We start from the raw sequence: 13,327 nt of genomic DNA on the forward strand, positions 1-13,327 counted from the left end.
CCGCGCCATGGCGGGGCGGCTGAGCTGGGGCCTGGGCGACCAGGCCGTGTCGAGCCTGACCAATTTCGTGGTGGGCCTCTACGTCGCGCGATCGCTGGGCGCGGCGGCGTTCGGCCTTTTCAGCATCGCGTGGGTCACCTACGGCGTGATCCTCAACGTCTCGCGCGGCCTGGCCACCGACCCGCTGATGGTGCGGTTCTCCGGGGTTCCCAAGGCGCGCTGGCGCGAGGCGCTCGGCCAGGCCGTGGGCACGGCGCTGCTCGTGGGGGTCGCGAGCGGGATCGTGAGTGTCCTGTTCGGACTGATCGTGGGCGGGTCGCTGGGCGGCGCGTTCGTGGCGCTCGGCGTGGTGCTGCCGTTCCTGCTGGTGCAGGACTCGTGGCGGTTCGGCTTCTTCGCGGCGGGTACCGGGCAGAAGGCGTTCGTGAACGACGGCATCCAGGCCGTGGCGCTGTTCCCGGCGCTGGTGATCGGTGCGCGCTACGGCACCGTGGTCGCGTTCCTGCTGGCCTGGGGCTGTTCGGCCGGCGTCGCCGCGGCGTTCGGGTGGGTGCAGACGAGCGTGCTGCCGCGGCTGGGCGGGGTGCGCGCGTGGCTGCGCGACCACCGCGAGCTGGGCGTGCGCTACCTGCTGGAGAACGTGAGCAACAGCGGGTCTTCGCAGCTGCGCGCGTACGGGCTGGGTGCGGTCGCCGGTCTCGCCGCCGTCGGCACGGTGCGCGGTGCGGAGCAGCTGCTCGGGCCGTTCCTCGCGTTGCTGATGGGGCTTTCGCTGGTCACGGTGGCCGAAGGCGCGCGGGTGCTGCAGCGCTCGCCGCACCGGCTGTGGCACTTCTGCGTGGTCCTCGGCGGGGTGCAGGCCGCGGCCGCGCTGGCGTGGGGCCTCGGGCTGCTGCTGCTCATCCCGGCCGAGGCGGGCCGGTTCGTGCTCGGTTCGCTGTGGGACACGTCGTCGCTGCTGATCCTGCCGGTGACGTTCGCCGTGGTCGGCGCGAGCTTCACAACCGGCGCGACGGCGGGCCTGCGCGCGCTGGGCACGGCGAAGCGCAGCCTGCGTTCGCAGCTGATCGCTTCGGTGTTCTACGTCGTGTTCGGCTTGATCGGGGCCGCTCTGGGCGGTGCCGCCGGGTCGGAGTGGGGTGTCGCGATCGCGACGATCACCGGCTCGGCCGTGTGGTGGTGGCAGCTGCGGATCGCGCTGCGCGACCACTTCGCCATCGCGGAGAACGTCCCCGCCACGCCGGCGCCGCGCACGGGCGAGCACTCCCTCGAGTTCCGCCCGGTTTCAGGATCGTTCAGCCATGAAGAGCTTCATTCGGCGTCAGACGGAATGACAGAAATGAGAACGGGATGAGCGCGGTTCCCCGGCTGACCATCGGTCTGCCCGTGTACAACGGCGAGGAGTTCCTGGGCGAGGCGCTCGACGCGTTGCTCGGTCAGACGTACGAGGACTTCGAACTGGTCATCTCCGACAACGCGTCGGCCGACGGCACCGAAGAGATCTGCCGCCAGTACGCGGGCAAGGACTCGCGCATCCGCTACGTGCGCCAGGCCCGCAACATCGGCGCGACGCCCAACCACAACGTGCTGCTCGACATGGCGCGCGGCGAGCTGTTCAAGTGGGCCTCGCACGACGACCTCTACGGGCGCGAACTGCTGGCCAAGTGCATCGCGGCGCTCGACGAGCGGCCCGAGGTGATCCTGGCTCACTCGCACCAGGCGATCATCGACGAGAACGGCGCGGTGACCGTGCCGTTGGACTATGTGCACAAGACCGATGCGCCGCGGCCGTCGACGCGGTTCAAGAGCCTGCTGTTCGAACCCGGCGGCGACGACTTCTACGGCGTGATGCGCACCGACGTGCTGCGCCGCGTCACGCCGATGGACAGCTACCACCACGCCGACCGCACCTACGTGGCCGAGCTGGCGCTGCACGGGCCGTTCCACCAGGTGCCGGAGCTGTTGTACTTCCGCCGCGACCACCCGGACCGCGCCGAACGCGCGAACCCGAGCAAGCGCTCGCGGTGCGCGAACCTCGACCCGAAGCGCGGCAACCCGATCACGAACCCGACGGCGCGGCTGCTGGCCGAGTACGTGTGGGGTTACGTGCACGGCATCCGCAAGGCGCCGCTGTCTTCGCGCGAACGCCGGGCGTGTTACCTCGCGCTGGTCGAGTGGTTCACGAGCCGCGCGCGCCCGGGCGGCGCCGGGGAGCGGGTGGAGGACCGCGCGCCGGTGGCGGCCGACGAGCTGTCGATGACCGTCGACCTGGTCGTGGCCGGCCGCGAACGGCGGGTTTCGTGACCACACGCGTCGGTGTGTTCGGGCTCCTGGGCTCGGGCAACCTCGGCAACGACGGGTCGCTGGAAGCCGTGCTCGGTTTCCTGCGCGCGGAACACCCGGACGCCGCGGTGTCGGCGTTCTGCGGCGGCCCGGACGTCGTGCAGGCCCGCTACGGCGTGCCCGCCACCCGGCTGAACTGGTACTCCGATGAGTACCGCACGGCGGCCGGCGTGCGCGCGATCGCCACGAAGGCACTGGGCAAGCTCGTCGACGTGGTGCGCACGGCACGCTGGGTGCGCCGCCAGCACGTGGTGATCGTGCCGGGCATGGGCGTGCTGGAGGCGACGCTCCCGTTGCGGCCGTGGGGTTTCCCCTACGCGTTGTTCCTGCTTTCGCTGCTGGGGCGGCTGTTCGGCACGAAGGTGGCGCTCGTCAGCGTGGGCGCCGACCGGATCACCATGCCGGCCACGCGGTTCCTGGTGCGGCAGGCGGCGCAGCTCGCCGCGTACCGGTCCTACCGCGACGAGCTGTCGCGTTCGGCCATGGCGGACATGGGCGTGCGGACCGCGGGTGACAACGTGTACCCGGACCTGGCGTTCGCGTTGCCGACGCCGGTCGCGGACGAAGACCCCCGGGCCGTGGGGGTCGGCGTGATGGCCTACTTCGGCGGGAACGACGACCGGGCGCGGGGCGAGGAGATCTACCGGTCCTATGTGGACTCGCTGACGGAGTTCGTGCGGTACCTCGTGGCCGACCGCCGGCCGGTGCGGCTGTTCATCGGTGACCGGGCCGACCTCGCCGTGGTGGACGAGATCGTGGCCGAGGTGGACTCACCGCTGGTCACGGCCGAGCCGCCGGGGTCACTGGGCGAGCTGATGACCGCGATGGCCGGCGTCGGTACGGTCGTGGCCACGCGCTACCACAACGTGCTGTGCGCGCTGAAGGCCGGGAAACCGACCGTCGCGATCGGGTACGCGAAGAAGAACGACGTGCTGATGGCCGAAATGGGCCTCGGCGAGTTCTGCCAGGAAGCGCGGTCGGTTGACGTGCCGCGGCTGATCGCGCAGTTCGAGGAGCTGGAACACCGCGCGACGGAACTGAAAGCGACGCTGGACGAACGCAACGAGGACAACAAGCAACGGCTGAAATCCCAGTTCGCCGTGTTGTCGTCCACACTGTTCCCCGTTTCGGAGGCCCGATGAAAGCCATTCCCGTGCCGGCGATCTCCGGCCTGATCCTCTTCCAGCCGACGCCGCACCGCGACGAACGCGGGTTCTTCTCGCGCACGTTCGACGCGGACGTCGCGCGGTCCGTCGGCATCGACCCGGACGCGTTCGTGCAGGACAGCGTGTCGCGGTCCGTGCGGGGCGTGGTGCGCGCGATGCACCTGCGCTCGGGCGACGGCGAGGCGAAACTGGTGCGGTGCTCGTTCGGCGAGGTGTTCGACGTGGTCGTGGACCTTCGGCCGGAGTCGCCGACTTTCCGGGCCATGGAGACGTTCCGGCTTTCCGGCGACACCCAGGTGAGCATTTACATCCCCGCCGGGTGCGCACACGGGTTTCAGGCACTTTCCGATATCGCTGATGTCTCGTATCGCATCGATCGCGTGCACAATCCGGACGAAGACGTCAGTATCGCCTATAACGATCCTCAACTCGCCATTCCGTGGCCGCTGCCGCCCACGCTGATGTCCGAACGCGACAAGACCGCGCCCTCGCTGGCTGAGGCGCTGCAGACCTAGAAGGTGACCACAATGGACCTGCCCCGCTCCCGTGCCGCGAACGAGCGGCTGCACCGGGTGATCCCCGGCGGCGCGCACACCTACGCCAAGGGTGAGGACCAGTACCCCGAGCACCTCGCGCCCGTGATCTCCCACGGCCGCGGCGCGCACGTGTGGGACGTCGACGGCAACGAGTACGTGGAGTACGGCTCGGGCCTGCGGTCGGTGAGCCTCGGGCACGCCCACCCGCGCGTGACCGAGGCCGTGCGCCGCGAGATCGAGCGGGGCAGCAACTTCGCGCGTCCGTCCATTGTGGAAGCCGAGGCCGCGGAGCGGTTCCTCGAGAACGTGCCGACCGCGGACATGGTCAAGTTCACCAAGAACGGCTCCGACGCGACGACGGCCGCCGTGCGGCTCGCGCGTGCCGTGACGGGCCGGCCGCTGGTCGCGTTGTGCGCCGACCACGCGTTCTTCTCCACCGACGACTGGTTCATCGGCACCACGGCCATGGCGGCCGGCATCCCGGGTGAGATCACGGACCTGACCGTGCGCTTCCCGTACGGCGACCTCGCGGCGACCGAATCCCTGCTGCAGCAGCACGACGGGCAGATCGCGTGCCTGATCCTGGAGGCCGCGACGCAGCAGGACCCGCCCGACGGGTACCTCGCGGGCCTGCGCGACCTCGCCCACCGCCACGGCGCGCTGCTGGTCTTCGACGAGATGATCACCGGCTTCCGCTTCTCCGAGCACGGCGCGCAGGGGCTGTTCGGCGTCACGCCGGACCTCTCGACGTTCGGCAAGGCGCTCGGCAACGGCTTCGCGGTGTCGGCACTGGCCGGCAAGCGCGAGTTCATGGAGCTCGGCGGCCTGCGCGACTCGCGCGACCGCGTGTTCCTCCTGTCCACTACCCACGGCGCCGAGACGCACTCGCTGGCCGCGGCGATCGCCGTGATGGACACCTACGAGGCCGAGGACGTCACCGCCCGGCTGCACGCGCTGGGTGCGCGGCTGGCCGCCGGCGTCCGCGAGGTGGCCGCGTCGCACGATGTGGCCGACCACGTGGTGGTGCGCGGCCGCGACAGCAACCTGGTCTTCGGCACGCTCGACGCGTCCGGCGCGCCGTCGCAGGACTACCGCACGTTGTTCCTGCGCCAGCTCGTGACGGGCGGCGTGCTGGGTCCGTCGTTCGTGGTCAGCGCGGCCCTGACGGACGCGGACATCGACCACACCGTCGAGGTCGTCTCCGGGGCCTGCGTGGTCTACCGCAAGGCCCTGGACGCGGGCGACCCGTCGCCGTGGCTGGGCGGGCGGCCGGTGAAGCCGGTGTTCCGCCGCAAGGCCTGAACTACTTGACGAGCACCAGGTAGGCGAACCCGAGCACACCCCGATACGCGGTGACGTACTCGCGTTCGCGGGTGTCGAGCCACTCGCGCGTCTCGGCGGCGCGTGGGTCGTCCGGGTTCGCCAGCAGCCAGCGCAGCCGGCCGGCGCGGGAGGTGGACTCGAAGTCGTCCCATTCGCGCTGGTCGGCGGTGCTCAGGTGGAGCACGCGCCAGCCCGTGTCGCGGCAGGCGTCGAGGAGGTCGGGCAGCGGAAGGACGTCGTCGCCGAAGATTTCGTGGGCGGCGGGTGTGGGGTCGGCTGACCAGTAGCCGTCGCCGTAGAGCAGGTGGTCGGTGACGCCGGCGAGGGCGGCCAGCGCCTGGCGGGTGCCGCCGAAGGCGTGCGACGCGCCGATGCAGAGCGCGCGGTCGGCCCGGCTCTGCCAGGTGGCGGCGTCCTGCTCGACGAACTCGACCTGGGCGCCGCGCTCCTTCGCGGCGAGGCGGCCGCGTTCGATCGCCACCTCGTCGGTGTCCACGGCGATGCCTCGCGCGGCGGTGCCGTCGACCGCGCGGATCAGTAGCTCACCCCAGCCCGCGCCGAGGTCGACGACGGTGCCGTCGGTGACGTCGAGGCGGTCGAGCAGCAGGGCGGCGTGGGATTCGTCGAGCGGGGCGTTCCAGCGCATGGCGGAACGGCGGGAGAGCGTGAAGTCGTCGGGCACGGGCGACAGCCTCGCTGCCGGGCCGGACCGGTGTCACGTGGTTTTCCGGCGCCGGAGTGATCGACATCTCGGCTGAACGGAAGGTGAACCGAAGGGGTTTCTGGCACCGTGTCTCATTCATGAGCAACCCCTTGATCGCGCCGACCCAGGACTCGACGAAGGCGTATTCGGGCATCACGCTGCTGGAAGACGCCAACGATCTGAAGACGGCGATCGAGACCGGCGACTGGGCGTCGGTGGCGATGGGGGCGGTCGGGACGGCGCTGGACGCGCTGTCGATGGCGATGGACCCGTTCGGGGCGATCCTCGCGGCCGGCGTCGGGTGGCTGATGGAGCACGTCGGGCCGCTCAAGGAGGCGCTCAACGGGCTGACCGGCAACGCGGATCAGATCGCGGCGCAGTCGGAGACGTGGAAGAACGTCGCGGGTGAGCTGGAGGCCGTCGCGTCGGATCTGCAGGACATGGTCCAGGCGGATCTGCAGTCGTGGACGGGGGCGGCGGCGGATGCGTATCGGCAGCGGAGCCAGGATCTGGCGGCGTTGCTGGGCAGTGCGCAGAAGGGCACGGAGGGCGCGGCCAGCGGCGTGAAGACGGCTGGTGAGGTCGTGGGCGCGGTGCGGGCGCTGGTGCGCGACATCATCGCGGATCTGGTCGGGCACATGATCAGCTGGGCGTTGCAGGTGGTGTTCACGCTCGGGATCGGGTTGACGTGGGTGGTGCCGCAGGTGGTGAACGCGGTGGCCAAGACCGCGTCGAAGATCACCGACGTCACCACGAAGCTGATCAAAGCGCTGAAGGCGTTGATCCCGTTGCTGAAGAAGGCGGGCACGCTGTTCGAGGACGCGGGCAAGGCGTTGAAGGGGCTCAAGGGGGGCAAGATCTCGGCGCCGCCGAAGCCGAAGAGCATCGATGCGCCGCCGAAGGCACCCGACGTGAAGACGCCGCCGAAGGGCGGGGGCGACAGCACCACGGCGTCGGGTTACACGCCGCCGCCCAAGCACGACACTCCCCCGCCGGCCAAGAACGACGACGCGACGACGACGTCCAGTGCCGGGGACACGCCGCCGCCGGTGAAGAGCGACCCGCCGCCGGTGAAGACGGACGACTCGACCAGTGCGTCGAGCGCGGGTGGCGCCCCGCCCCCGCCGGCCAGGAACAGCCCGCCGCCGAACGACTCCACGAGCGCGTCCAGCGCGGGCAACACCCCGCCGCCGGCGAAGAGCAGCCCGCCGCCGCTCGACCCGCCGCCGGCCGACCGCGGCCTGCCCGGCGGCGAAGGTGGCGGCAAGAGCGGGGGCAAGGACACCACGTCGGCGCAGAGCTCCATCAAGGACGCCAACACCACCCCGCGTTCGAACGACACCCCGACGGCCGACCGCCTCGCCTGCGGTGACCCGATCGACGTCTCCACGGGCCGGGTCATGCTCACGCAGGAGGACGTCCGGCTGGACGCGGCGCTGCCACTGGTCCTTTCGCGCACGCACCTGTCGTCGTACCGGATCGGGCGGGCCTTCGGCGCGTCGTGGGCCTCGACGCTCGACCAGCGGCTCGAAGCCGACGGCGACGCCGTGCACTTCGCGGCCGAAGACGGCACCTTCCTCGAATACCCGAAGCCCGTCGTCGGCGGCGAGGTGCTGCCCGTGACCGGCCCGGCGTGGCCGCTGACGCGCGGCATCGACGGCTCCTACGTGCTCACCCAGCCCGACCGCGGCCGCGCGCTGCTGTTCTCCGGCGCGACCGGGCGACTGGTCACGGTGAGCACCATGGCCGGCGATCAGCACTTCCGCCTGTCCTACGACAACGCGGGCACGCTGACCGACCTGACGCACTCCGCGGGCCACCACGTCGGCGTGACCACCGACGGCGGCCGCGTCACCGAGCTGACGCTACTCAGCGGCGGTGCGCCGGTCGTGCTCGTGCGCTACGCCTACGACGAGCGCGCGAACCTGGCCGAGGTCCGCAACTCCTCGGACCTCCCGCTGCGCTTCGGCTACGACGCCGAGGGCCGGCTCGCGAGCTGGGAAGACCGCAACGGCATGTGGTACCGCTACTCCTACGACGCGCAGGGCCGCTGCGTACGCGCCGAAGGCCGCGACGGCGACCTGCGCTACAGCCTCGCGTACGAGCCACGCCGCACCACGGCCGTCGACTCGCTCGGTGCCACCACGGTGTTCGACCTCAACGACGCGTTCCAGGTCGTCGCGGTCACCGACCCGCTTGGCTTCACGACGCGGATGGAGTGGGACGACCGCGACCGGCTGCTGTCGAGCACCGACGCGCTGGGCGCCACCACCCGCAACCACTACGACGACGCCGGCGACCTCGTGGCGATCGTCGCCGCCGACGGCTCCCGCACCACCGCCGAGTACGACGACGAGCACCGCCCGGTGAAGGTCGTCGAGGCCGACGGCGCGGTGTGGCTGCGGGAGTACACAGAGGACGGTGACGTCGCGGCGGCCGTCGACCCGCTCGGCGCCCGCACGCGTTTCGAGTACGCGCGGCCGGGCCTGCCCGCCTCCGTCACCGGGCCGCTCGGCGAGACGACCCGCTACGAGTACGACGCCGCCGGCCTCCCGGTCGCGGTGACCGACGCCGTCGGCGCGACGCAGCGCACGGTCTTCGACCGCTTCGGCCGACCGGCCGCCGAAACCACCGCGCTGGGCGCGGTCACGCGCACCGCGTGGACCGTCGAGGGCGAGCGGCTGAGCGTCACGCGACCGGACGGCACGAGCGTGTCCTACCGCCACGACGGCGAAGGCAACCTCCGCGAAACCCGCGAAGCCACCACCGTCTCGCGCACGGACTACTCCGGGTTCGACCGGCCCGTCGCCGTGACCGCGGTCGACGGCTCGCGCGTGGAACTGAGCTACGACACCGAAACCCGCGTCACGGGCGTGCGCAACGAGCTGGGCGCGCAGTGGCGCTACGAGTACGACGCCGCGGGCCGGCTCGCCGCCGACACCGATTACGACGGCCGCCGCCGCGCCTTCCGCTACGACGCGGCGGGCCGGCTGGTCGAGCAGACCTCGGCGAGCGGCCGGGTGCTGCGTTTCGGCTACGACGCGCTGGGCCGGATCGTGCGGCTCGACGCCGACGGTGCGGTCGCCACCTACGAGTACGACCCCGCCGGCCGGCTCGTCCGGGCCGTCAACGAGGACGCGGACCTGCGCCGCACCTACGATCCGGCCGGCCGCCTCGCCGAGGAGTCGGTGAACGGCCGCGTGCTGTCGTCCACTTTCGACGCTTCGGGCCGGCGCACTTCGCGCACGACACCGACCGGCGCTCACGCCGAATGGCGCCACGACGCGGCGGGCCGGCCGATCGCGCTGTTCACCGCGGGCCGCGAGCTCACCTCCGTGCGCGACCTCGAAGGCCGCGAGGTCGAGCGGCGGCTGGGGAACGTGCGGCTGCGCCAGGGCTGGGACGCCCGCGACCGGCTCGTCACGCAGACCCTCGCGAACGGCCGGCCACTGCAGCAACGCTCGCTGCACTACCGCCACGACGACACCGTGACCGCGATCGACGACGCCCTGACCGGGCGGCGGCAGCTGCGGCTGGACCCGATCGGCCGTCCGCTGGCCGTCGAGGGCCCCGCGAGCCGGGAGACCTACGGCTACGACGCGGCGGGCAACCTCGTACAGCCGGGAAACCGCGTGTACGCCGGCAGCCTGCTCAAGCGCGATGACACCGCGGAGTACGAGTACGACCCCGACGGCAAGCTCGTGCTGCGCCGGACCGCCGAGGGCAACGAATGGCGGTACGAATGGGACGGTCACGAGCGGCTCGTCGCCGTGCACACCCCGGCCGGCCACCACTGGCGCTACCGCTACGACGCGCTCGGCCGCCGCGTCGCGAAGGAACTCCTCGACGCCACCGGCACCCTGCGCACCCGCACCGAGTTCACCTGGGACGGTGAGCAGCTGGCCGAGCAGGTCACCGACGGCGTGCGCGCGCTGGTCTGGCACACCGAGCCCGGCAGCGGCCAAGTGCTCACGCAGACCGAACGCGTGCTGCACCAGGCGAGCGGCGAATGGCGCGACCACAGCCTCCGCGGTGTGATCACCGACCTCGCCGGCGCCCCGACCGAGCTGCTCGACGCCGAACAGGGCCTGGTCTGGCACGGCACGCTCACCGCGTGGGGCGCCGCGACCGGCCCGATGCCGACGCCGCTGCGCTTCGCCGGGCAGTACCACGACGACGAAACGGGCCTGCACTACAACTTCCACCGCTACTACGACCCGAACGCGGCGCGGTACCTCAGCCCGGACCCGTCGGGCCTGAGCCCCGCGACCAACCCGTACGCCTACGTCGCCGACCCCGTCGGCTGGACCGACCCGCTGGGGCTGGCGCCGTGCAAGCTGTCGTTCGACCAGGCGCACAGCACGCCGGACGGGCCTTCGCTGAACCTGCGCGGGCCGCGCAAGTCGGGCAAGACGGGCCGGACGCCGAACAAGATCCGCGACGAGGAGAAGTTCAACGACATCGCGCAGAAGGCCGGCGTGCCGAACCCGCACAAGCAGCGCCTGACGCTCGACGGCGACGCCCAGACGATGCTGGAGAACAACCGCGGGCTCGGCGGGAAGCTGCACGAGCACGCACGCGGTGAAGGTCTCGTCGACCCGGTGTCCAAGGACCGCCAGGCCGTCGAGGCGCTGGGCCGCAACGACCCGAACACGCGCAACTTCTGGGAGCAGCAGGACCGCCGCGACCAGCACACGGCGAACCAGGTGACCGAGAACAACAAGCAGGACCACCGCGACGCCGACCGCGATCAGGAAGTGGACGACCGGTTGCGCCCCGTGATGGACAAGCACGAGGCGACGGGCTCGTTGCTGGACAAGTACGACGGCGTGGTCGTCGGCGGCAAGCACGACGGCAAGCACCCGGGCCTCGAGATGATGCGCGACAACATGGGCGACCTCAAGCAGAACGGCGTCAACAAGGTCTACCTGGAGAGCCTGCGCGACGACGCGCACAACGGCATGGTCAAGGACTACCTGAACTCCCCGCCCGGCAGCGAGATGCACCCGGACCTGAAGAAGTACCTCGACTCCAGCCCGAACGGCAAGCTGGTGGGGCAGGTGATCGAGTCGGCGAAGAAGGAGGGCGTCGACGTGATCGGCATCGGCGGCAACCCGGCGCGGCGCGATCTCGACGGCAGCGCCGGGCTGTTCCAGCGCCACGCGATGTTCAACTCCTACGGCGCCGAGTCGGTGCAGCACCACCAGGCGGCCAACCCGGGCAAGTACGTGATGGAGATCGGCGAGGCGCACGGCAAACCGCACACGTGGAACGGTGCCGCACCGGTCAACGTCGGCGGGGTCGACCTGCCGCCGAGGTCGGCCGGGATCGGCGACCTGCTCGGCGTGCCGCAGGTGAAGGGCGACGGCACGGGAGGCTCGTTCCAGCGGATCGACGGTTCCACGGATCTGAGCTGATCAGTCCACTTCGGAAATGATCCACTAATTGCGCAACTTCGCGGAAATGTGTTGTCAGGCAAGGGAGATTCACTCGTCGGGGCAGCCGGCGAACCCCATCAGGGAAGTTACGGGGGCGCCGGCGGACCGTAGCGTTGGGCCATGGGTAGATCTGTGGCCGTCGTGGTGGGGCTCGTCGTACTCGCCGGCAGCCTTTCCGGGACGACGGCCTCGGCCGGGACCGCCGCGGTGTGCGGCACGACGGTGACGGAGTACGCCTCGGCGCCGTCCGGGGCCGTGGTGGTGGATCCGGCGCACGACAGCGAGCTCGCGCAGCGCACGTCGGCCAGCCCGGCGGGCACCACGTTCTGGCTCAAGCCCGGCACGCACACGCTCGGCACCGACGCGTTCGGCCAGGTCCAGCCGAAGGACGGCGACACCTACCTCGGCGCACCGGGCGCGATCCTCGACGGCCGCGGGGTCAACCAGGCGGCGTTCACCGGGCAGGCCAAGGACGTGACGATCCGCGGCCTCACCGTGCGTGGCTTCGCCGCGCCGCAGGACCAGGGCGTGGTGAACCACGACTCCGGCACGCACTGGGTGATCGAGGACAGCACCATCGAGGACAACCGCGGGGCCGCCTTGATGGCGGGCGACCGGCAGGAAGTCCGGCGCAGCTGCCTGAAGGACAACGGCCAGTACGGCATGAACGCCTACCGCGCCGGCGACGGCATCACCGGGCTCGTGCTGGAGGGCAACGAGATCACCGGCAACAACACCGACGACTGGGAGACCAAGTCGCCGGGCTGCGGCTGCAGCGGCGGCGTGAAGTTCTGGGCCGTGAACGGCGCCGACGTCACCGGCAACTGGGTCCACGGCAACCACGGCCCCGGCCTGTGGGCCGACACGAACGACAACGACTTCCTCGTGCAGGACAACGTGATCGAGGACAACGACGCCGAGGCGCTGTTCTACGAGATCAGCCACAACCTCACCGTCAGCGACAACGTGTTCCGCCATAACGGCCTCGTCGCCGGCCGCGCCCGCGCCGCCAAGGGCGACAACTTCCCCGTCGCCACCATCTACCTCTCCGAGTCCGGCGGCGAACCCCGCCTCGGCGCGCGCACCCACCAGATCGACATCGGCGGCAACACCTTCGACGACAACTGGGGCGGCGTCGCCCTGTGGGAGAACGCCGACCGCTTCTGCAACAGCCCGGCCAACACGTCCACGGGCTACTGCACGCCGTTCGCCACGAAGGCCCAGTGCACCGCGCCGGCCATCACGCAGAAGCCGCTGTACGACGACTGCCGCTGGAAAACCCAGAACGTGACCGTGCACGACAACACCTTCACCTTCGACCCGGCACACCTGGGCTGCACGCAGTTCTGCGGCCGCATGGCGGTGCTGTCCAACTACGGCAGCTACCCCGACTGGTCCCCGTACAAGGGCGACGTGGTGCAGCAGGTCATCACCTTCGACCAGAACAACCACTTCAGCGACAACACGTACTCCGGCCCGTGGACCTTCGTCGCCCACGACACCAGCCGGGTCCTCACGCCGGAGCAATGGCAGGCGGGCCCGTACGGGCAGGACCAGGGCAGCAAGTTCTGATGCCGCACATCGTGCCAAGGTCCCGCGACGGGCGCTCGCCTTCTCGCCCCGCCCCCAATGCGGCATTGGTTGCGCTGAACGCACCCAATGCGGCGTTCGTTGCGCTGAACGCAACGAACGCCACATTGAGGTTTTCTCAGTAGGGCGAGGTGGGGTGCGTGTTGCCGTGAGGTGAGGCGTGGGGCCGCTGGTAGGACTGGATTTGCGAAGATCGAATCCTAAAATTCCAGAGGCCCCACGTGATCA

Annotated in this window: 8 protein-coding genes; 7 read left to right on the forward strand and 1 reads right to left on the reverse strand. The window is 70.8% G+C overall.

All coding sequences use genetic code 11. The features are described 5' to 3' along the window. The first annotated feature begins 7 nt into the window (after positions 1-7). From AB0878_RS03110 to AB0878_RS03130, 5 genes are read left to right on the forward strand one after another with little or no spacing between them, the layout of a single operon-like run. Positions 8-1,354 (forward strand): hypothetical protein, encoded by a 1,347-nt coding sequence (locus AB0878_RS03110; RefSeq protein WP_366575976.1) that lies wholly within the window; start codon positions 8-10, stop codon positions 1,352-1,354. Then, positions 1,351-2,304, forward strand: a complete 954-nt coding sequence (locus tag AB0878_RS03115) for a glycosyltransferase family A protein (protein WP_366575901.1) — start codon at positions 1,351-1,353, stop codon at positions 2,302-2,304. The genes AB0878_RS03110 and AB0878_RS03115 overlap by 4 nt, the downstream gene beginning before the upstream one ends. Beyond that, positions 2,301-3,485 carry a polysaccharide pyruvyl transferase family protein gene (locus tag AB0878_RS03120; protein ID WP_366575903.1) on the forward strand — a complete coding sequence of 395 codons (1,185 nt, stop codon included), beginning with the start codon at positions 2,301-2,303 and terminating at the stop codon, positions 3,483-3,485. Before AB0878_RS03115 ends, AB0878_RS03120 begins: the two co-directional genes overlap by 4 nt. Beyond that, positions 3,482-4,024: a dTDP-4-dehydrorhamnose 3,5-epimerase gene (rfbC, locus tag AB0878_RS03125; protein WP_366575905.1), complete on the forward strand. Its 543-nt coding sequence runs from the start codon at positions 3,482-3,484 to the stop codon at positions 4,022-4,024. Before AB0878_RS03120 ends, rfbC begins: the two co-directional genes overlap by 4 nt. Positions 4,025-4,036: 12 nt before the next feature. Next, positions 4,037-5,347: a glutamate-1-semialdehyde 2,1-aminomutase gene (locus tag AB0878_RS03130; protein ID WP_366575906.1), complete on the forward strand. Its 1,311-nt coding sequence runs from the start codon at positions 4,037-4,039 to the stop codon at positions 5,345-5,347. Between the two features lies 1 nt (position 5,348). On the opposite strand, the gene AB0878_RS03135 is transcribed toward AB0878_RS03130, so the two are convergent. Then, positions 5,349-6,050, reverse strand: coding sequence for a class I SAM-dependent methyltransferase (locus tag AB0878_RS03135; protein ID WP_366575908.1), 702 nt, complete (start codon positions 6,048-6,050; stop codon positions 5,349-5,351). Positions 6,051-6,169: 119 nt separating this feature from the next. On the opposite strand from AB0878_RS03135, the gene AB0878_RS03140 reads away from it, so the two are divergent. Together AB0878_RS03140 and AB0878_RS03145 are read left to right on the forward strand one after the other, a co-directional pair. Then, positions 6,170-11,488 carry an RHS repeat-associated core domain-containing protein gene (locus AB0878_RS03140; RefSeq protein ID WP_366575910.1) on the forward strand — a complete coding sequence of 1,773 codons (5,319 nt, stop codon included), beginning with the start codon at positions 6,170-6,172 and terminating at the stop codon, positions 11,486-11,488. Between the two features lie 141 nt (positions 11,489-11,629). Continuing rightward, on the forward strand, positions 11,630-13,081 hold the full coding sequence (locus tag AB0878_RS03145; protein WP_366575911.1) for a right-handed parallel beta-helix repeat-containing protein: 1,452 nt from the start codon (positions 11,630-11,632) through the stop codon (positions 13,079-13,081). Positions 13,082-13,327: the final 246 nt, after the last annotated feature.

This window comes from Amycolatopsis sp. NPDC047767 (assembly GCF_040704195.1).
In the GTDB taxonomy this organism is placed as follows: Bacteria; Actinomycetota; Actinomycetes; order Mycobacteriales; family Pseudonocardiaceae; genus Amycolatopsis.

Coding starts and splice junctions, on each gene's coding strand:
- AB0878_RS03110 (WP_366575976.1), top strand. CDS start 8: ATGGCGGGGCGGCTGAGCTGGGGCCTGGGCGACCAGGCCGTGTCGAGC.
- AB0878_RS03115 (WP_366575901.1), top strand. CDS start 1,351: ATGAGCGCGGTTCCCCGGCTGACCATCGGTCTGCCCGTGTACAACGGC.
- rfbC (WP_366575905.1), top strand. CDS start 3,482: ATGAAAGCCATTCCCGTGCCGGCGATCTCCGGCCTGATCCTCTTCCAG.
- AB0878_RS03130 (WP_366575906.1), top strand. CDS start 4,037: ATGGACCTGCCCCGCTCCCGTGCCGCGAACGAGCGGCTGCACCGGGTG.
- AB0878_RS03140 (WP_366575910.1), top strand. CDS start 6,170: ATGAGCAACCCCTTGATCGCGCCGACCCAGGACTCGACGAAGGCGTAT.
- AB0878_RS03145 (WP_366575911.1), top strand. CDS start 11,630: ATGGGTAGATCTGTGGCCGTCGTGGTGGGGCTCGTCGTACTCGCCGGC.